Source organism: Virgisporangium aurantiacum, assembly GCF_016863635.1.
GTDB lineage: Bacteria > Actinomycetota > Actinomycetes > Mycobacteriales > Micromonosporaceae > Virgisporangium > Virgisporangium aurantiacum.
Genome location: NZ_BOPG01000005.1, coordinates 130,950 through 149,482, shown reverse-complemented (window position 1 = coordinate 149,482; position 18,533 = coordinate 130,950). Strand labels below are relative to the sequence as shown.

The window sequence follows — 18,533 nt, the reverse complement described above, 5'->3', positions numbered from 1 at the left end:
CGCCAACGGCGCCCAAGCCGGCGCCAACGGCCAGGCCGGCGCGAACGGCGCCAATGGCGGTGCGAATGGCGGCCAGGCCTTCGGCGGCCGGGGCGGAATGGCACCCGGCGGCGCGTCCAACGGCACCCGCAACGGCGGTGGCGGCGGCATCGGCGGCCTGCTGACCGCCGGCACCCCGTCGGCCGAGTTGGTGTCCCGGCTGAAGACCGACGCCGACTCCTACACGTGGGTGGCCGCCGCCGTGGGTGCGAACAGCGCCGCCGGCATCCAACTCGGCACCGGCCTCCCGGTGATGGCGATCGGCGGCTTCAACGGCAGCGACCCCGCCCCGACACTGGAGCAGTTCCAGCAGTACGTCGCGGACGGAAGGATCCACTACTTCGTCGGCAGCGGCGGGATGCGCTCCAACGGCGGCAGCGAGGCCGCCCAGGAGATCGCCACCTGGGTGTCCGAGAACTACGACGCCCAAACCGTCGGCGGAGTAACCATCTACGACCTCTCGTAGCCCAACTCCCCGCGATCTTGGACTCCCGTAGGGGTTATGGCACCGCGGGGAGTCCAAGATCCGCAAACGTACGGTCCGGTGGGCTCAACGTCGCCGATCTTGCAGTTGTGCTCGCCAAAAAACGGGCGAATTCCGGCGAAAAGGCGGGCACAACTGCAAGATCGACTCCGGGGGTGTTCATAGGTGGGGCATAGGGTTGCCACACGGTCGGGACAGGGGGCGGAACGATCGTTCTGGCATGAGCATCCCGACCTTGACCAGGCCGAGCGGCACGCCCGTCCTGGACGTGGTGATCCCGGTATACAACGAGGAACGCGACCTCGGCCCGTGCGTCCGGCGGCTGCACGCCTACCTCGAAGCGCACCTGCCGTACCCGTTCCGGATCACGATCGCCGACAACGCCAGCGTCGACGACACGCCGGTGGTCGCGCGTCAGCTCGCCGGGGAGTTCGCTCACGTCGTCCACCTGCGTCTCGACGCCAAGGGCCGCGGCCGTGCGCTCCGCGCGGCCTGGACCGGCTCGGACGCCCCCGTTCTCGCCTACATGGACGTCGACCTGTCGACCGACCTGGCGGCGCTGCTGCCGCTGGTGGCGCCGCTCATCTCCGGGCACTCCGACCTCGCGATCGGCAGCCGCCTGGCGCGCGGCTCGCGGGTGGTGCGCGGACCCAAGCGGGAGCTCATCTCGCGCGGCTACAACCTGCTGCTGCGGCGCACGCTCGCGGCGTCGTTCTCCGACGCCCAGTGCGGGTTCAAGGCGATCCGGTCCGACGTCGCCGCCCGGCTGCTGCCGCTGGTGCAGGACACCGGCTGGTTCTTCGACACCGAACTGCTCGTGCTGGCCCAGCGGGCCGGCCTGCGCATCCACGAGGTGCCGGTGGACTGGGTCGACGACCCCGACAGCCGGGTCGACATCGTGGCGACGGCGGTCGCCGATCTCAAGGGCATCGCGCGGCTCGGCCGGGGCCTGGCCACCGGTGCGCTGCCGATGCAGGGGCTGCGGCGGGAGCTGGGTCGGCAGCGGCCGGGCGTGCCGGACGGCCTGGGCGGCCAGCTCCTGCGGTTCGCCGCGATCGGGGTCGCCAGCACGCTGGCCTACCTTGTTATCTACGCGCTGCTGCGGCTCGGCGTCGGGCCGCAGCCGGCGAACCTGCTGGCGCTACTTGTTACCGCGGTGGCGAACACGGCCGCGAACAGGCGACTCACGTTCGGTGTGCGGGGCTCATCCGGCCTCGGCCGGCACCACCTGCAGGGGCTGGTGATCTTCGGCATCGGGCTGGTGGTGACCAGCGGGGCGCTCATGCTGCTGTCCGGGTTGGCGGCGGAGCCGCCCCGCGCGGTCGAGGTGGTGATCCTGACCGTCGCGAACCTGGTGGCGACGCTGGTGCGGTTCCTGTTGTTGCGGCTGATGTTCCGCCGCTCGTCGGGACCTCAGCCGCGGGGGAGGTCGCAGGCGGCGAGCGACTTCTCGTACCCGCTGAAGAACGACTCGGAGCGCTGGGCGGCGGTGCCGTGGGCGCCCGGCGTGAACCACGGGACGCTCGGGTCGTCACCGACGGCGAGCAGCCCGTCGCGGAACTCGTTGATGTCGCCGTCCTCCAGGGTGAGCGCGCCCGATTTGACCGAGTCGCCGATGTAGGCGCCGGCCATGCAGTCGGCCTGCAGCTCCTGCTGGATCGTGTACGAGTACTGGATGCCCAGACGCACCTGGATACCGTGCGCGTATTCGTGCCCGAGAAGGTAGTAGAGGAACGCGTCACCGACCTTCGCGAACGCCGTCACCGCGAAGTTGGCGTCGTAGGCGATGAAGTCGCCGGCCGAGCAGTAGACGGCGTTGTTCGCGGGGATCGGGTCGCCGCCGCAGCTCACCTCGCCCTCCCTGGTGTAGGGGAAGATGTCGCGGACCCGGGTGAACCGGATGCCGGAGCGGTCGAACACGGCCTTCCAGTAGTCGGCGGCGCTGCTGGCGGCGTCGCGGATGTCCTTCTCGAACTCCTCGGTGCTGGGCTGCTCGGCCCGGTTTCCCGGGCTGCCGGGCGCGGGCGAGCCCGGTTCGGGCTGACCCGAGTCGTCGGAGCCGGTGCCGACGAAGCAGGCACCCGTCGCCAGGACGACGGCAGCGAGAACCGCAAGGCGGCGGATCACCGGGTACCTCCCAGATCGGGGTTGTTCTGCGGCAATACCCCGGTCGGGTCCGGAACATGCAGGATCGGCCCGTTCGGCCTGAACCCGTGGGGGACGCGGCCCGTATAGATATGTCGTAGGCTATGACGCCGGTCACGGCGGGCCGGCACGACTGGACGGTAGGCGCTACCGTGCAACGGGTGCCGTGAGTCCACTGGCGAGCACGGTAGGCACCCCGAGGAGTTTGATGTCCAACTACGATCCCCCCCAGCAGCCGTGGGGTGGGCCGCCCCAGGATCCGTACGGCGGTGCTCCGCAGTATCCGCCACCCCAGAACCCTGGCGGATACCCGCCGCCCACCTCAGCTTTCCCGCCCGGCGGTGGCTACCAGCCGCCCGTGTCGGGCGCCGGTGGCTTCCCGCCGCCGCCCGGTGGCGGCTACCCGCCGCCCGCCGATCCGTACGGCGCGGGCGGTGGCTTCCAGGACCCCTACGCCCAGCAGCAGCAGGGCTTCGGCCAGCAGCCCGGTGGCTACGGTGGCTACCAGCCGCCGGCTCCGGCCCGCGGCGGCGGTGGCACCAAGATCGTCCTGATCATCGCGGGCATCGTTCTGCTCGCGCTCTGTGGTGGTGGCATCTTCGCGGCGTACACCCTCACCAAGGACGACGACAAGGACCCGGTCGCCGACCCCACCGCGACGTCGACGGCCAGCCCGTCCGGCGGCGCCAGCACCACCGGCCGTCCCACCTCGACGGCCACCAACACCCGGACGTCCACGCCCACGAGCGGTTCCGGGGGGAGCAACCCCGACACCTTCGTGAAGGGCGACTGCTTCGTCAACGAGGGCACCGAGAACGACCCCGAGGTGCGCAAGGTCGCCTGCACCACGGCCAACTCGTACGAGGTCGTGGCCAAGGTCCCCGGCAGCACCGACGAGAACAAGTGCGACACGTTCGCCGGTAGCGGCAAGTGGAATGCCAGCTACGTGATGGACAAGTCGCCCGGCAGCGGCGGCGACTACGTCCTCTGCTTGAAGAAGCGCTGACCTTTCGAGGTCGGGAACGGCTCCGGCCCGGGCGCTCCGCGCCCGGCCCGGAGCCGTTCCCGTTCAGGCGCCACGCACCACCCTGATCCGGCGGGCATATGCGCGCCGGCCCACCAGGCGCCAGATCAGGCGCGCCGGCGCCGGCAACTTGCCCAGCATCAGCGCGGCCTCGGCCGGCGTGGCCTCCTCCAGCAGCGCGCCCAGGAAGAGCATCAGTTTGCTCTTCGGCGTCTCGTGCTCGAAGCGTTCGCCCAGCCGGTTCCACTCGTCCTGGGTGACGTGCTCCGCCACCAGCGGCAGCACCTCGGACTCCTCGGCCGCCAGGTGCTCCAGCAGCACCGGCCACAACGCGTCGTACACGTCGGCGAGGGTGTCGCGGACGTCGGGCGCCGCCGCGGCCTCCCACTCCGGTAACAGCGACAGCGCGCGCGACAGCAGGGCGTCGACCCGCTGGTGCTGGGCCTCCATCAGCAGCACCTTGTCGGCGTCGAGGTCGACCCGGGCCAGCAGCAGCGGCCACAGGAGCTCGTCCTCCGAGGTGTGGTGGCCGTGCAGGCCCGCGTAGATGTCGCGCATGTGTTCGGCCACCACGCGGGCACGGGTCACGTCGCCGGCGGGCACGGCGCGGATCAGGCGCGGTGCCATCGCGAACTCCCGGCGGAACACGCGGTGGACCACGATCATGTCGTGGGTGTCGGTGCGGGCAGTCATGGTCATAACGGGGCCTTTCGCCTGTAGAAATCAACGTGCCGACGATGACCCGGTCCACTTGGCGACTACTTGGACGGCGTTTGGCGCCCCTACGATGGCGGCGACATGATCCGCTTGCGCGTGCTGGGGCCGCTCGAAGCCGAGGTCGACGGGCACACCGTCGATCTGGGTGGGCCGCGTCAACGCGCCGTGCTGGCGCTCCTCGTCACCGCGCGCGGCGACGTCGTTCCGGTCGACCGGCTCATCGACGACCTGTGGCGCGGCGAGCCGCCCCGCAAGGCGATCGCCTCGCTCCAGGCGTACGTGTCGAACCTGCGACGTGGGCTCGAACCGCACCGGGAGCCGCGCACGCCCGCGACGGTGCTGGTCAGCGCGCCACCCGGGTACGCGCTCAGACTGAAACCCACCGAGGTGGACGCCTGGCGGTTCGAAGCCGCCCTCACCGAAGCGAAGAGCAGGGACGACCTCGCCGAGGCCCTGCGGCTGTGGCGCGGGCCGGCGTTCGCCGAGGTCGCCGACGAGCCGTGGGCCGCACCCGAGGCGGCCCGCCTCGCCGAACTGCGGGTGGTCGCGCGGGAGCGCCTGATCGAGGCGACGATCCGCGCCGGCGCTCCCGCCGAGGCGGTGCCCGCCGCCCAGGTGCTCACCGGTGAGCACCCGCTGCGGGAGGAGGCGTGGCGGCTGCTCGCGCTCGCGCTCTACGCCACCGGCCGCCAGGCCGACGCGCTCGCCGCGCTGCGCGAGGCCCGGCGCATCCTCGCCGACGAGCTCGGCATCGATCCGGGCCCGGGGCTCAATGACCTCGAAGCGGCGATCCTCACCCAGCGCGTCGCGTTGCCCCGGACAGAAAACAGGCCGGAGCAACGCGAGGCCGGTCCGGCGCTCACGGCCGTCCGGCAAGAGCTTTTTGTTGGACGGGACGCGGAGCTGGCCGGTCTCGCGACCACCGCCACCACGGCGGCGGCCGGTGCCGGCGCGCTGGCCCTGGTCTCCGGCGAGGCCGGTTCGGGCAAGTCGGCCCTGCTCCGGCGGTTCGTGGAGAAGCTGACCGGCGACGGCTGGCGGGTGGTCGCCGGGCGCTGCCCGGAGGCCGACGGCGCGCCGCCGGCCTGGGCGTGGGTGGAGGCGCTGCGCGACCTGAGCGGGTCGGTTCCGCCGCCCGACGCGGCGGCGCTGGAGCCGCTGCTCAGCGACGCGCCCGGCGCCGCCCCGCCGGACCCGGCGGCCGAGCGGTTCCGGCTGCACCGGGCGGTGACGGCGTGGTTGCGCGCCGCCGCCGCCGACCGGCCGCTCGCGGTGGTGCTCGACGACCTGCACCGCGGTGACGCCGAGACGTTCGCCCTGCTGACGAGCGCCGCCGCCGACACCCGGCCGGCGCCGGTGCTGCTGGTCGCCGCGTACAGACCGGTCGATGCCGGCCCGCTGTTCGACGACGTGCTCGCCACGCTGGCCCGGTACTCGCCGCACCGGGCAGCGCTGGCCGGCCTCACGAACCACGACGCGGCCACGCTGGTCGAGGCGGTGGCCGGCGCTCCCGTGGCTGCCGAAACCGTGCGGTCGCTGGCCGAACGCACCGGCGGCAACCCGTTCTACCTGTGCGAGAGCGCGCGGCTGCTGGCGAGCGAGGGTGCGCTCGTCGCCGTGTCGGAGGTGCCGGAGGGCGTGCGCGACGTGCTGCGCCGCCGCCTCGGCCGGCTGCCCCCGCCGGCGGTGGCGGTGCTGCGGCTGGCCGCGGCGGTCGGGCGGGAGGCCGACGTGGACCTCCTCGTCGACGCCGCCGACACCGACGAGGATGGCGTGCTCGACGCGCTCGAAGCCGGCCTGATCGCCGGCCTGCTCACCGAGCCCGGCCCGGGCCGGGTGCGGTTCGTGCACGCGCTGGTGCGCGACACGCTGTACGCCGACCTGTCGCACCTGCGCCGGGCCCGCATGCACGCCCGCGTGGCCCGGGCCCTCGACCGGCTGCGCCCGCACGACCTGCCCGCCCTGGCCCACCACCACACCCACGGCCTCACCGCCGACACCGCCGAGCGGGCGGTGGCGGTGAACCTCGGCGCGGCCGACCTGGCCGAGCGGCGGTACGCGTACGACACCGCCGCCGAGCTGTACGAACAGGCGCTGACCTGCCTCGACCGCCTGCAAGGCCCTGTGACCGGGGCGGTGGAGCGGCGGGTCGACGTGCTCGGCCGGCTGTTGCGGGCGCGGATCGGCAACGGGCAGGTCGGGCTGGCCCGGAGGGCGCGGGAGCGGGCGGTGGCCGTCGCCGAGGCCGCCGGACGCGACGATCTCGTGCTCGCCGCGTTCACCGCCTGGACCGCACCGAGTCCCTGGGAGATCCACACCTACGGCGAGGTCGACCGGCCCGTCGTCGCCCGGCTGGAGCGGTTGCTCGACCGCACCCACGACCCGGCCACCCGGTGCCTGCTGCTCGGCTCGTTCGGCGCCGAGCTCACCGGCGAGAACGACCCGCGGGCGATCCGGGCCGCGGAGGAGGCCCTCGGCCTGGCCCGGGCGTCGGGCGATCCCGGGCTGCTGGCACTGGCCATCGTGACGGTGCTGCAGGAGCTGAGCTTCGAATACGACGCCGACCGGCGGGCCGGGCTGGCCCGGGACCTGGCCGAGGTGGCACAGGCGCCGGGGATGGGCGCCTACCGCTGGTACTCCGAGCACGTCCTGGCCCAGACCGCGGCCGTCCGGTGCGACCTGCCGACGATGCGCCGGCGCCTGACCCAGGGCCTCGACCTGGCCCGCGCCCACCACCTCAGCGATCCGGAGGACGCGTCGCGGACCGGCCTCGCCACCTACGCCCACGTCACCGGCGACTTCGACACGGCCGAGCGGATCTACCTCGAAATCGGCGAGCACATGGTGCGGCGCGCGAGCCTGCACGTCGACTATGCCGTGGTGGCGATGTTCACGCTGCGGGCCAGCCAGGGTCGGCTCGCCGAACTGGAGCCGATGATCCGCGCGGTGCGGCCGGGCCGCGAGAACCTGGCCGCCGATCCGCACGCGGCGACGCTGATCGCCGCCGGCCGGCTCGACGAGGCGCGACGGGTCCGGGGCGTGCCGGCACCGCTGCGCCGGGACTACTTCGGGGCGGTGTGGGCGACGATCCGCGCGATGGTGGTCACCGCGCTCGGGTCGACCGGCGAGGCCGAGGAGCTGATCGAGTTCCTGCTGCCCAGCCGGGGCACGCTCGCGTCGGTGGGCAGCTGCTCGGTGGCGATGCGTCCGGTGGCGCACTCGCTCGGCGAACTGTCGCTGCTGCTGGGCCGGGAACGTGACGCAGCCGACTATTTCGCGGAGGCGGTCACAGTCGCGGAACGGTGCTCGTCCGAGCACTGGGCCACAGCGGCCCGTGCAGCGTCGGCGAGACTCCAAGCCCGTTCCAAGTAGCGCTCCAAGTAGCGGGCAAGCGGTGCCGCTGATTCTGCTGGCGACCAATGTGGAGGTTTGCCATGCGTTCTCCGACCCGTAGCCCGCTCGCCCGACTGGGTGCGACGGCCGCCGCCCACCCGTGGCGCATGCTCGCCGGTTGGCTGCTGATCCTCGTCGCCACCGTCGGGCTGGCCGGCGTCATCGGCGGCGAGACCCACGACAACTACACGGTTTCCGGCGCGCCGTCGCAGGCGGGTGCCGACCTGCTGGCCGAACGGTTCCCGGAACTCAGCGGCGCCGGCGCGCGGGTGGTGGTGCACGACCGCACCGGCAACCGGATCGACCCGGGCGTGCTGGCCGAGGTGCGCAGCCGGGTGGAGCGGTTGCCCGATGTCGGGGACGTGAGTGAGGCGCGCCCGTCGGCCGACGGTGACACGGCGCTGATCTCGGTGCGGTACCTGAAGCCCGTCACCGACCTGAAGGGCGTCGAGACGATCGACGAACTGCGGGCGGCGGCCCAGCCCGCCAGGGACGCCGGCCTCCAGGTGGAACTCGGTGGCCAGGTGGTCGAGAACATCCAGGCGCCGAGCGGCGTCGCGGAGGCGATCGGCATCGTCGCGGCGCTGATCATCATGGTGCTCGCGCTGGGTTCGGTGGTCGCCGCCGGGCTGCCGCTGGTGGTCGCGCTCTTCGGGCTCGGCGTCGGCATGTCGGTGATCACGCTCATGGCCGCGGTGACGGACATCAGCGTCACCGCACCGACCGTGGCGACGATGGTCGGCCTCGGCGTCGGCATCGACTACGCGCTGCTGCTGGTGAGCCGGTTCACCGAGGGGCTGCGGCGCGGCCTGTCCACTGTGGACGCCGCGGCCGAGGCGAACGCCACCGCCGGCGCCTCGGTGCTGGTGGCCGGTTCGACGGTGCTGGTCTCGCTGTTCGGCATGGCGTTCGCCGGCCTGCCCACGTACACCTCGTTCGGGTACGCGACGTTCGCGATCGTCAGCCTCGTGATGATCAGCGCGGTGACGCTCGTGCCGGCGTTGTGCGGCCTGGCCGGTCGCCGGATGCTGCCGCGCAAGGTCCGCCGGGCCGCCGCGAAGACGACGCTCGATGCCGGCACCGCACAGACGACGCTCGATGCCGGCGACGCACACACGACGCTCGATGCCCGGCCGACCCGCACCGAGCGGTGGGCCCGCGCGGTCGCCGCCCGGCCGTGGCCGGTCGCGATCGCCGGCCTGGTGTTCCTGCTCGCGCTCGCCGCTCCGGTGCTCGTGATGCGCACCTGGCCGCAGGACGCGAGCAGCCAGCCGACCTCGAACACGGCCCGGGTCGCCTACGACCTGATCGCCGACGAGTACGGCGCGGGCGCCAACGGTCCGCTGGTGGTGGCCATCGATCTCGACAAGGTGGCGCCGGACACCCTGCCGGCCCTGGCCGAGCGGCTGCGCGCCACGCCCGGCGTCGCGGCCGTCACTCCGCCGGTGACCAACGCCGCCGGCGACACCGCGGTGATCTTCGTGGAGCCGACCACCGGCCCGCAGGACACCCGCACCACCGACCTGCTGACGACGCTGCGGGCCGAGGTGCTGCCGGGCGGCGCCGAGCTCACCGGCCTGGTGGCGGTGTTCGCCGACATCGTCGACCGGCTCTCCGACCGGCTGTGGGTGGTGGTCGCGTTCGTGGTGTCGATGTCGCTGCTGCTGCTCACCGTGCTGTTCCGGGCGCCGGTGGTGGCGCTCAAGGCGGCGGCGATGAACCTGCTCTCGGTCGCCGCGGCGTACGGGGTGATGACGGCGGTGTTCCAGTGGGGCTGGGGCGCCGAACTGCTCGGGCTGCCGCACGCGGTGCCGGTGTCGAGCTTCGTGCCGATCCTGATGTTCGCGGTGCTGTTCGGCCTGTCGATGGACTACGAGGTGTTCCTGCTGTCGCGGGTCCGCGAGCTGTGGCTGGCCACCGGTGACGCGCACGGCAGCGTGGTACGCGGCCTCGCCGCCACCGGCCGGGTCATCACGAGCGCGGCGGCCATCATGGTGGCGGTGTTCATCGGGTTCGCGCTCGACCCCGACATCACCGTGAAGATGGTCGGTGTGGGCATGGCGGTCGCGGTGCTCATCGACGCGACGGTGGTGCGGATGCTCCTGGTGCCCGCCGTGATGGCGCTGCTGGGCCGGGGCAACTGGTGGATCCCGAGGTGGCTCGACCGGATCCTGCCGACCGTCAATGTAGAGGGCGGTCGTCGTCCTCGGGCGGCGGAGCCGGCGCCTGTGCCGGCCGCCACCACTGCCACAGCAGGAACAGCAGACCGAGAGCCAGCATCGCCAGTCCCGTCCAGAGGTTGATGTTCACGCCCTGCGCCTTCTCGATCTCGGCCTCGGAGTCGAAGATCCCGATCAGCGTCACGATGACGCCGTAGACCGTGAACAGGCCGCCGATGACGCGGCGCACGTCGAACAGCCGGGCGGCGGCAGACCGCTCGGCTGTCTCGTCGATGGGAGTCTCAGCCATGGCGCGAACCCCTTAGAAGAACGGGATGTAGAGGAGGACGGACAGGACGACGGCGATCGAGCCGAGCAGCACGGGAGACCGGTACCAGACCCGGTCCTCCGGGTCGAGCACGCCGAGGTCGGCGGTGCCGTAGACCAGGCCGCGCAGTTCCTCGGCGGACTTCGGCCGCGTCGCCGGTGTGAGCACCGCGGCCACGACCGCCACGGTGACGAACGCGAGGCCCGCGCCCCAGAAGCTCTCCTCCAGGTCGGAGTTGAACGGGAGCACGTCGGCCAGGTACAGCAGGTAGGTGCCGAGAGCCACCACGGTTCCGGAGAGCAGCGACCAGAAACCGGCGACCGCTGTCATCCGCTTCCAGAACATGCCGATGATGAAGCAGGCGAACAGCGGCGCGTTGAACACCGAGAACAGCGCCTGGATGTAGTTCATGATGTTGCTGAACCCGGCGGCGATGAACGCGGTGCCGATGCCGACGCACACACCGCCGATGGTCGCGATCCGGCCGACCCGGATGTAGTGGTCGTCGTCGCGGTCCTTGCGTATGTACGTCTGCCAGATGTCGTACGTGAACACGGTGTTGAAGCCCGACACGTTGGCCGCCATGCCGGCCATGAAGCTCGCGATCAGGCCGGTCACCGCGATACCGAGCACGCCGTTGGGCAGCAGGTCGCGCATCAGCAACGGGATCGCGTTGTTGTACTGGAGGTCGCCCTTCTCGGCGCCGAGGCCCTCGATGGTCACCAGCGCCACCAGGCCGGGAATGATCGTGAGGATCGGGATGAACAGCTTCGGGAACGCGGCGATGATCGGCGTGCGCCGGGCCGCGCTCATGTTCTTCGCCGACAGCGCCCGCTGCACCTCGGCGAAGTTCGTGGTCCAGTAACCGAACGAGAGCACGAACCCGAGCCCGAACACGATGCCGAACCAGTTGGCGCCCAACGGGTTGTCGGACCCGCCGGTGTTGCTCCACGTGTGCAGGCCGGCCTCGCCGAGCACGTCCATCTCGCGGACCCGGTCGAACAGGCCGTCGATGCCGCCGACCTTCACCAGGCCGATCACCACGATCGGGATGAGGCCGGCCAGGATCACGAAGAACTGCAGCACCTCGTTGTAGATGGCCGAGGTCAGGCCGCCGATCGTGATGTACACCAGCACGATCGCCGCGCCGAGGACGATCGACGTCCACAGCGGCCAGCCGAGCAGCGCCCGCATCACGATCGACAGCGCGTACAGGTTCACGCCGGCGATGAGCATCTGGGCCACCGCGAACGTCACCGCGTTCAGCAGGTGGGTGGGTCGATTGAAGCGCAGGCGGAGAAATTCGGGGACGCTGCGCACGCGCGAGCCGTAGTAGAACGGCATCATCACGATGCCGAGGAACACCATCGCCGGCACGGCACCGATCCAGTAGTAGTGCGCGGTCATCAGGCCGTACTGGGCGCCGTTGGCGGCCATGCCGATGATCTCCAGCGCACCGAGGTTCGCCGACACGAACGCCAGGCCGGTGACCCACGCCGGCAGCGACCGGCCGGAGAGGAAGAAGTCGACGCTGGTGCGGATCGACCGGCGGGCCGCGAAGCCGACCCCGAGCACGGTCGCGAAGTACAGCGCGAGCAGAAGGTAGTCGACAACGTTCAGGTCCAGGCGGAGACCGGTCACGTCATGCCTCCCCGAGAGGGATCGACAGGTGTTGAATGGCGTGCTACCCGCAGGTAGCGGGAGCTAATCTCGCGATATGTGGGTTCACCGGCCGTCACCGTGGCTGGCGCCGTTCGTGTCGTCGATCGGCTGTGCCGAGACGGCCTCGTTGCCGGGCCGCGAACTGGCGCTGCCGACCGGCACGGTGCAACTGCTGGTGAACCTCGACCGCGACGAACTCGGTAGCTACCCCGTCGACGGCGGCCCACCCACGATCACCGGCGGTGCCGCCGTCAACGGGCCGCACGACCGGCCGATGCTCATCGACCCCGCCGACCAGCGACGGATCGTGTGGGTCGCGTTCCGGGTGGGCGGTTCGTACCCGTTCCTGCCCGCCGACGCCGCCGACCTCCGGAGCAGCCTGGTCGACCTCGACGACCTGTGGGGTCACCGGGCCGGAGCTTCGCTCCGGGAGCGGCTGTTGTCAGCCGCGAGCCCGACGGCATTGTTCTCCGAGGTCGAGGTCGCTCTGTTCGAGTGCGCACGGCGTCCCCTCGAAAAGGACGCCGCGGTCGCAACCGCGGCCGCGGACCTGCACCGCGGGGCGACCGTCGCCGAAGCGGCCGATCGCCTCGGGTGGACGCCGCGCCGCCTCGGCCGCGAGTTCGCCGAACGGATCGGGCTGGCGCCGAAGCGGTTCGCGCGGGTGCGGCGGTTCCAGCGCGTGGTGCGGGTCGCGGCCGACGCGGTCATGCCGGATTGGGCGCGGATCGCGGCCGAGCACGGCTACCACGACCAGGCCCACCTGATCCACGACTTCCGGTCGCTGGCGGCGACCACGCCGGGCGCGTACCGGCCGAGGTCGCCGGCCGAGCCGAACCACGTGCCGGTTTCTACAATCCCGTGACCGTCGCGGGCGGCATGCTCGGCTCATGACTGTGACGCGCATGTACCCACGACTGGTGGTGTCGGACGCCCGCGCCGCCATCGACTTCTACGCGAAGGTGTTCGGGGCCGTTCCGGGCGAGTCCTTCTCGGATGATTCGGGGCGAATTGTTCATGCCGAGGTGTCGTTCGGGGGCGCCGGGGTGGTCGGGATCAAGGATCAGGGTGACGGCGATGAGCCGGTCTCGCTGATCATGGCGCTCGAGGTGACCGACCCCGACGAGGTGGCCGCCGCGATGGAGGCCGGCGGCGCTTCGGTGATCTACCCGGTCGCCGATCATGAATATGGCCGGGGCGGCCGGCTGCGTGATCCGTGGGGCATCCAGTGGATGCTGATGCGGCCCTGATTGGATGGGCACCATGCCTACGCTGGTGCACTCGGGAAAGGTCCGCGACGTCTACCGGGACGGGGAGGAGCTGATCCTCGTCGCGTCCGACCGGGTGTCGGTGTACGACGTGGTGCTGCCGACGCCGGTGCCGGACAAGGGACGGGTGCTCACCCGGCTGTCGCTGTGGTGGTTCTCGCTTCTGAAGGACCTGGTGCCGAACCACGTCATCGCGGCGGTGTCGGAACCGGACGAGTGGGCCGGGCGGGCGGTGCGGTGCCGGGCGCTGGACATGGTTCCGGTGGAGTGCGTGGCGCGGGGATACCTGAGCGGGTCGGCGCGGGCCGAGTACGACCGGTCGGGCACGGTGTGCGGGATCGAGCTGCCGCCGGGGCTGGTCGAGGGCTCGCGCCTCCCCGCGCCGATCTTCACGCCCACCACCAAGGCGCCGCTGGGTGAGCACGATTCGGCTCTGACCTTCGACGAGGTCGTCGAGCGGGTCGGCGCGGATGTCGCCGCGGACCTGCGGCGGCTGACGTTGGAGGTGTACTCGCGCGGCTCGGAGATCGCGGCGGCGCGGGGGATCATCATCGCCGACACCAAGCTGGAGTTCGGCTTCGACCCGGCCGGCTCCCTGATCCTGGCCGACGAGGTGCTGACGCCGGACTCGTCCCGTTTCTGGCCGGCCGACGACTGGGCGCCCGGCCGCCCGCAGCGCCCGTTCGACAAGCAGATGGTCCGCGACTGGGCCGTGTCGACGGGCTGGAACAAGCAGCCACCCGGGCCCGCCGTGCCGGCCGACGTGGTGGCCGCGACGCGGGCCCGGTACGTCGAGGCCTACGAGAGATTGACGGGTCTGCCCTTCTGACGATGCGTTTCTGGCGGCTGGTGACGTCTTCCCGGTGACATTCGTTCAGGGGAGAGGTGGCGTCCATGACGTTCGACGAGTTCGTGGCCGTGCGGCTCACGGCGCTCGTACGCTACGCGGCGGTGCTCGCCGGCGATCGTGACCTGGCGCAGGACGTCGTCCAGGATGCGCTCGTCCGGCTGCATGCCAGGTGGTCCCGGGTCGAGCACCCGGAGGCATTCGTACGCCGGATGATCGTCCGCGAGTACCTGTCGTGGCGCCGGCGGCTGCTGCGGCGGCGGGCTCTTGCGGCGCAGCTTCCGGCTGCGGGCGTCGTCGTCGACCATGCCGCCGCGTCGGTCGAGCGGGCCGACCTGGTGCGCCGCCTGTCGTTGCTGCCCCCGCGCCAGCGGGCCGTCGTGGTGCTCCGCTACTACGAGGGGCTCTCGACCGCCGAGATCGCCGACCTGCTGGGCTGCACCGAAGGGGCCGTGCGGACGTTCCACTCCCGGGCGATGTCGGCCCTGCGAATGAGCATCGATCGGCAGAATGATCTGGAGGCGATCCGATGAACGAACAACTGCTGGCAGACGCGTTGGCGTCGGACGAGAGGCTGGCGCCCGATCCGCACGACGTCCTCGCCGGGATGGCCGGCGGGATCAGGCGACGGCGACAGCGCCGGCTGGCCGGGTACGCGGCGTCGGTACTGGCCGTCCTGGCCCTCGCCGGCGGCCTTGTCGTGACCGTTCCGTGGCAGGCCGAGCAGGCCGCCAGCCCGGCGCCGATCCCGACCCCTGACTTTCAGCGCACCGTCCGGTTCGGCTGGCTGCCCGATGGACTGAGCCCGCCGACGTATTCGGCGTCCGACACCGGCGAGGAGGTCCTGTACCCGATGAGCGGTGCTGTCTACCTGCGGGTCGCCGTCTCGCACGTCGACTGGCAGCCCAAGCTGGACAAGTCGGGATGGCAGCAGATCCAGGTCGGCGGGCGTCCGGGGCGGCTGGTGTCCAGGCCGACGCGGACGCTGATCCTGTGGCAGTTGCCGTCCGGCCATTGGGCCGATCTCGAATTCGGGCGAGGGGGGCCGGGCGGTGGCGACTCCCAGCCGGCCGTGCAGACCGACGCGGAACGGATCGCGGCAGGAGTCACCGAGGGCGCTCCGGAGCCGGTGCGGTTGGCGTTCGAACTGACCCACCTGCCGGCCGGGATGCGCATCGTCGGCATCACGGGGGCGACCCCCGACGGCTACGGAAACATCGAAATCACATCCGGTTCCGAGGAGGCGATCAACACCGCGGAGGGCATCACCGAAGACGGCATCGTTTATGACTTCCCGATGCTCGACCGCTCGGGCCGGATCACCGTGTCGTTCGCGCCGGGTGCCTGGTCCGCCTCGAACCCGCCACCGGGCGTGACCCGCTTCGCCGACATCGGGGGCAAAGCGGCCTTCCGGCTCGGCCAGGACAAGGGAGTCGCGGTCGACTGGCCGCCGCACGGATTCGTCCAGGTGTGGCAGCCTGCGATGGCCAAGGTGGATGGCCCCGCCATTGCCCCGCTCCTGACGCTCGACGAGTTCCGGGCCGTCGCCAGCGGGATCCGCTGGCTGGGCCCCTAATTGTCAGGCCGCTAGCGCGTGGAAGGCGCCCGCCCGGGTGCCGAAGTACATCCGACCCTTCCAGACGGCCGGCGTCGACTCGATGCAGCCGCCGACCTTCATGGTCCACAGCTCGGTCGGCGGCTTCGTCGTGTCGGAGACGTCGTAGGCGTGGAGGTCACCGAGGCAGTCGCCGATGACGAGGGTGCCGTCGATCACCACGGGGGACTGCCACACCTGGCCGCTCGGCAGGTGGAAGGTCCAGCGGACGGTGCCGGTGGCGCGGTCGACGCCATGGACGTCGCCGCCGGTGGTGTCGAAGATGGCGATGTCCTTGTACAGGGCGGGTGTGCCCCACACGCCCGCCGGTGTGCGTGGGCGGTCGTCGAGCTTCCAGACCAGGGGACTGTCGGGCTTCGACGGGTCGAGCTTCATCATCTGCCCGACCTCTTTCGAGCGGGCACTGGCCTTTTCGTACTCGGAGCCGACGTACAGCATGCCCTGCTCGTCGGCGACGATGGTGGCGTCGGTGTCGTCGCCGGTCCAGAAGCGGAAGACGCGCGTGGGCGCTCTGCCCGCCTTGAGGCCGCTGATGTCCCAGCCCTGCACGAGGCCGCCGCTGTTGGCGAAGTAGACGGTGTCGCCGACGATGGCCACCGAGTTCTCGATCGACACGTTGCCGTGGCCGATGTCCGCCAGCAACTGGTCGTCCCAGCCGGGCGCGTTGAACACGAGCTTCGGCGCGACCGTCACCTTGCCGGCCGCGTCGTAGCCGCGGTTCAGCTTCACGATGTGGAACTGGCTGTTCTCGCCGCCCTCGAACAGGTAGTCGTCGATCACCAGGCCGGCGCCGTCCCAGTCGTTGTTCCACTTGGTCGGCGACACCGCGTCGGCGGAGAGCTTCCACAGCTCGGTGGGGACCTCGCGGTCGATCGCGATGGCCCGGTAGTAGTTGTCGCGCGAACCGGTGTAGACGATCGGATAGCCGTCCGGGTCGACGGTCACCGAGCCCTTGATGATGTCGCCGGTGGGGAAGTCGGGCAGGATGCGCTCGCCGGTCTCGGCGTCGAGGAAGTGGACCTTGCGGTCGTAGGCGCCGAACACCACCCAGGTGCGCCCGTTGCGCTCGAACACCGACGGCTGCCCGGTCCAGCCGGAGCCGCACCACTCGCTCGGGCCGTGCTCGTCGACGGAGGTCGAGCACATGGCGCCGGAGCGGGGGAACGCCCACTTCTCGGTCGGCCGGGTGCGGGGGATCGGGCCGGTCCCGTAGTAGGTGCGGGTCGGGTTGCCACGGAACGTGAGCAACCCGGGCACCTTGTCGCCGTACGGCCGGCCGACCCCCGCGGGGTCGCTCCAGCCGGTGAACCGCGGCGACGGGGCCGTCGACGCCGCGACCGGAGCGGAGCTCGGCGGCTGCCCGACCTGGGGCGGGGTTCCTTCGTGGGAACGACGCCACAGCACGACGGCGGCGGTGCCGGCGACGACGATGGCCAGGGCGCCGGACAGCGCGAGGCGGTTCACCGGCACATTATGTCGACGATCACCTACTCCGGGTAGTAACTGCGGGTCACCGTCGCCTCTTTCGGCGACAGATCAGCTGCTGCCAGCCCCTTCGAGTCGGGTCAGGGTCACCCGTTCGGTCGGTTGTTGGCCTCCACGCGTCGCAGCGCGGTGGTGTAGTCCTCGATGGGACGCATGACAGCGGCCAGCCGCAGGTGCGGCAACGCCTGCTCGGGGCGGCCCTGGCGTTCGAGCGTCCGGCCCAGGACGAACTGGGCGTAGTGGTCGCTCGGGTCGCGGTCGATCAGCCAGCGCAGCTGCTGCTCCGCCCGGTTGAGCTGGGCGGAGTGGAAGTAGGCCCGCGCCAGCAGCGACCGCACGGCCGCGTTGTCGGGCTCGGCGGCGATCACCGGCAGCAGCGCGTCGGCGGCCTCGATCGGCCGGCCGGCGTCGAGCAGGGACTCCGCCCGTTCGTACTCCGCATGAATATCCACGTCCGGATAACCGGGAGAGGTCACGCGGTGTTCCCGTCAGGGTGACGCGCGGCGGCGCCGGAGGACGAACAGGAGCGCGGCGGTGGCGAGGGCGAGGCCGGCCACGCCCGAGAAGAGGAGGGGCAGCGCCATCCGTCTCGTGTTGCTCACCCGCTTCACCGGCGGCAGGTCGGCCACGGCCGTTCCGGAGGCGGTCGCCTCGACGGCCGGCGCGGTGCTCGCGCTGGCGCTGGCCGACGCGGTCGCCTTCGCGGTGCCGCTGGGGGTGGCCGCCGTCGCCGGGGTGCCGCCGGTGAGGACCACGTCGGAGCACGAGTAGTAGGTGTCCGGCGTGCTGGAGTTCTGCCACACCGTGTAGATCAGGTGACGCCCGGTGCGGCCGGCCGGAAACTTCCCGGTCATCGTGTAGTTGCCGCTCTTCAGCGGCGGGTCCTTGGCGGTGAGGAACGGCGCGTCGTCGAGGTCGGCCCAGCGCAGCTGCTTGGTGGGGTCGTAGCCGGTCTTCGTCAGGTACCAGCGGAACGTGCCCTGGTGCGGGATCGTCCCCTTGTACGTGAACGTCACCTGGCTTCCGCCGGCGAACGACGAGGTCGGCCAGTCGGCCCGGGGCAGGTCGAGCCCGCGGAACTCGTCCTTGCCGGCGCTGCACAGCTTGCCGTCCGGTACCTTCTGCCGGTCCTTGCCGTTGACGTTGGCCAGCCGCAGGTTGTCCCAGTCGAGCTTGCCGCTCGTCTCCACCGCGGCCTTGCACGCCGGGGTCTTCTCCCACTTGCCGCCGGGTTGGCAGCCGGCGGAGCGGCTCAGCGGCGTGGTGGGCGCGCCGTGCGCCAGCGCGGGGACACCGGTGAGGACCGCGACCAGGACGGGCGCGGCCAGGACGACGCTGATTCGGGCCGAAATCATCGCCGGGTGGTA

At 71.5% G+C, this 18,533-nt stretch carries 15 protein-coding genes and 2 pseudogenes; 10 read left to right on the top strand and 7 right to left on the bottom strand.

Annotation, left to right across the window (positions count from 1 at the left end):
- A partial coding sequence (locus tag Vau01_RS03980; RefSeq protein ID WP_506018174.1) for a mannosyltransferase YkcB-related protein occupies nucleotides 1-505 on the top strand: 505 nt, incomplete at its 5' end.
- A gap of 238 nt (nucleotides 506-743) precedes the next feature.
- A pseudogene (locus Vau01_RS03975) lies at nucleotides 744-1,934 on the top strand (bifunctional glycosyltransferase family 2/GtrA family protein); the annotation flags it as partial.
- A 2-nt stretch (nucleotides 1,935-1,936) separates the two neighbouring features.
- Here the strand turns inward: Vau01_RS03975 and Vau01_RS03970 are convergent.
- The gene (locus Vau01_RS03970) at nucleotides 1,937-2,650 is read right to left on the bottom strand and encodes a neutral zinc metallopeptidase (RefSeq protein WP_203987279.1); all 714 of its coding nucleotides are present in this window, start codon (nucleotides 2,648-2,650) and stop codon (nucleotides 1,937-1,939) included.
- A gap of 226 nt (nucleotides 2,651-2,876) precedes the next feature.
- Between Vau01_RS03970 and Vau01_RS64510 the strand changes: the two genes are divergently transcribed.
- Nucleotides 2,877-3,674 (top strand): LppU/SCO3897 family protein, encoded by a 798-nt coding sequence (locus Vau01_RS64510; protein WP_203987277.1) that lies wholly within the window; start codon nucleotides 2,877-2,879, stop codon nucleotides 3,672-3,674.
- Between the two features lie 63 nt (nucleotides 3,675-3,737).
- On the opposite strand, the gene Vau01_RS03960 is transcribed toward Vau01_RS64510, so the two are convergent.
- The gene (locus Vau01_RS03960) at nucleotides 3,738-4,385 is read right to left on the bottom strand and encodes a hemerythrin domain-containing protein (protein ID WP_203987275.1); all 648 of its coding nucleotides are present in this window, start codon (nucleotides 4,383-4,385) and stop codon (nucleotides 3,738-3,740) included.
- A 105-nt stretch (nucleotides 4,386-4,490) separates the two neighbouring features.
- Here Vau01_RS03960 and Vau01_RS03955 point away from each other — a divergent pair, with 105 nt between their 5' ends.
- Both Vau01_RS03955 and Vau01_RS03950 read left to right on the top strand, forming a co-directional pair.
- Entirely contained in the window at nucleotides 4,491-7,781 is a 3,291-nt protein-coding gene (locus Vau01_RS03955; RefSeq protein WP_203987273.1) for an ATP-binding protein, read from the top strand.
- A 47-nt stretch (nucleotides 7,782-7,828) separates the two neighbouring features.
- Nucleotides 7,829-9,943 (top strand): annotated as a pseudogene (locus tag Vau01_RS03950) (MMPL family transporter); the annotation flags it as partial.
- A gap of 40 nt (nucleotides 9,944-9,983) precedes the next feature.
- Here the strand turns inward: Vau01_RS03950 and Vau01_RS63145 are convergent.
- Both Vau01_RS63145 and Vau01_RS03945 read right to left on the bottom strand, forming a co-directional pair.
- On the bottom strand, nucleotides 9,984-10,271 hold the full coding sequence (locus tag Vau01_RS63145) for a hypothetical protein (RefSeq protein ID WP_239151276.1): 288 nt from the start codon (nucleotides 10,269-10,271) through the stop codon (nucleotides 9,984-9,986).
- 12 nt (nucleotides 10,272-10,283) lie between these two features.
- The gene (locus tag Vau01_RS03945; protein ID WP_203987269.1) at nucleotides 10,284-11,930 is read right to left on the bottom strand and encodes a sodium:solute symporter family protein; all 1,647 of its coding nucleotides are present in this window, start codon (nucleotides 11,928-11,930) and stop codon (nucleotides 10,284-10,286) included.
- 76 nt (nucleotides 11,931-12,006) lie between these two features.
- Between Vau01_RS03945 and Vau01_RS03940 the strand changes: the two genes are divergently transcribed.
- The 5 genes from Vau01_RS03940 to Vau01_RS03920 all read left to right on the top strand — a co-directional run bounded on the left by Vau01_RS03940 (nucleotide 12,007) and on the right by Vau01_RS03920 (nucleotide 15,642).
- On the top strand, nucleotides 12,007-12,816 hold the full coding sequence (locus Vau01_RS03940; RefSeq protein ID WP_203987267.1) for a helix-turn-helix domain-containing protein: 810 nt from the start codon (nucleotides 12,007-12,009) through the stop codon (nucleotides 12,814-12,816).
- A 40-nt stretch (nucleotides 12,817-12,856) separates the two neighbouring features.
- Complete coding sequence (locus Vau01_RS03935) at nucleotides 12,857-13,201, top strand: VOC family protein (RefSeq protein ID WP_239151282.1); 345 nt, start codon at nucleotides 12,857-12,859, stop codon at nucleotides 13,199-13,201.
- Between the two features lie 13 nt (nucleotides 13,202-13,214).
- Nucleotides 13,215-14,048 (top strand): phosphoribosylaminoimidazolesuccinocarboxamide synthase, encoded by an 834-nt coding sequence (locus Vau01_RS03930; RefSeq protein WP_203987263.1) that lies wholly within the window; start codon nucleotides 13,215-13,217, stop codon nucleotides 14,046-14,048.
- Nucleotides 14,049-14,113: 65 nt separating this feature from the next.
- Nucleotides 14,114-14,599 (top strand): SigE family RNA polymerase sigma factor, encoded by a 486-nt coding sequence (locus Vau01_RS03925; protein WP_203987260.1) that lies wholly within the window; start codon nucleotides 14,114-14,116, stop codon nucleotides 14,597-14,599.
- Nucleotides 14,596-15,642, top strand: a complete 1,047-nt coding sequence (locus tag Vau01_RS03920) for a hypothetical protein (RefSeq protein ID WP_203987257.1) — start codon at nucleotides 14,596-14,598, stop codon at nucleotides 15,640-15,642. The genes Vau01_RS03925 and Vau01_RS03920 overlap by 4 nt, the downstream gene beginning before the upstream one ends.
- Nucleotides 15,643-15,645: 3 nt before the next feature.
- Here Vau01_RS03920 and Vau01_RS03915 read toward each other — a convergent pair whose 3' ends face one another.
- From Vau01_RS03915 to Vau01_RS03905, 3 genes are all read right to left on the bottom strand, one after another.
- Nucleotides 15,646-17,145, bottom strand: a complete 1,500-nt coding sequence (locus Vau01_RS03915; RefSeq protein WP_203987254.1) for an outer membrane protein assembly factor BamB family protein — start codon at nucleotides 17,143-17,145, stop codon at nucleotides 15,646-15,648.
- Between the two features lie 107 nt (nucleotides 17,146-17,252).
- Entirely contained in the window at nucleotides 17,253-17,618 is a 366-nt protein-coding gene (locus Vau01_RS03910) for a tetratricopeptide repeat protein (RefSeq protein WP_203987251.1), read from the bottom strand.
- 36 nt (nucleotides 17,619-17,654) lie between these two features.
- Nucleotides 17,655-18,521, bottom strand: coding sequence for a lytic polysaccharide monooxygenase auxiliary activity family 9 protein (locus tag Vau01_RS03905; protein WP_203987247.1), 867 nt, complete (start codon nucleotides 18,519-18,521; stop codon nucleotides 17,655-17,657).
- Nucleotides 18,522-18,533: the final 12 nt, after the last annotated feature.

Excerpts from the sequence above, each read along its gene's own strand:
- Vau01_RS03940 (WP_203987267.1), top strand. The coding sequence starts at position 12,007 with ATGTGGGTTCACCGGCCGTCACCGTGGCTGGCGCCGTTCGTGTCGTCG.
- Vau01_RS03955 (WP_203987273.1), top strand. The coding sequence starts at position 4,491 with ATGATCCGCTTGCGCGTGCTGGGGCCGCTCGAAGCCGAGGTCGACGGG.
- Vau01_RS03925 (WP_203987260.1), top strand. The coding sequence starts at position 14,114 with ATGACGTTCGACGAGTTCGTGGCCGTGCGGCTCACGGCGCTCGTACGC.
- Vau01_RS64510 (WP_203987277.1), top strand. The coding sequence starts at position 2,877 with ATGTCCAACTACGATCCCCCCCAGCAGCCGTGGGGTGGGCCGCCCCAG.
- Vau01_RS03960 (WP_203987275.1), bottom strand. The coding sequence starts at position 4,385 with ATGACTGCCCGCACCGACACCCACGACATGATCGTGGTCCACCGCGTG.
- Vau01_RS03935 (WP_239151282.1), top strand. The coding sequence starts at position 12,857 with ATGTACCCACGACTGGTGGTGTCGGACGCCCGCGCCGCCATCGACTTC.
- Vau01_RS03930 (WP_203987263.1), top strand. The coding sequence starts at position 13,215 with ATGCCTACGCTGGTGCACTCGGGAAAGGTCCGCGACGTCTACCGGGAC.
- Vau01_RS63145 (WP_239151276.1), bottom strand. The coding sequence starts at position 10,271 with ATGGCTGAGACTCCCATCGACGAGACAGCCGAGCGGTCTGCCGCCGCC.
- Vau01_RS03905 (WP_203987247.1), bottom strand. The coding sequence starts at position 18,521 with ATGATTTCGGCCCGAATCAGCGTCGTCCTGGCCGCGCCCGTCCTGGTC.
- Vau01_RS03920 (WP_203987257.1), top strand. The coding sequence starts at position 14,596 with ATGAACGAACAACTGCTGGCAGACGCGTTGGCGTCGGACGAGAGGCTG.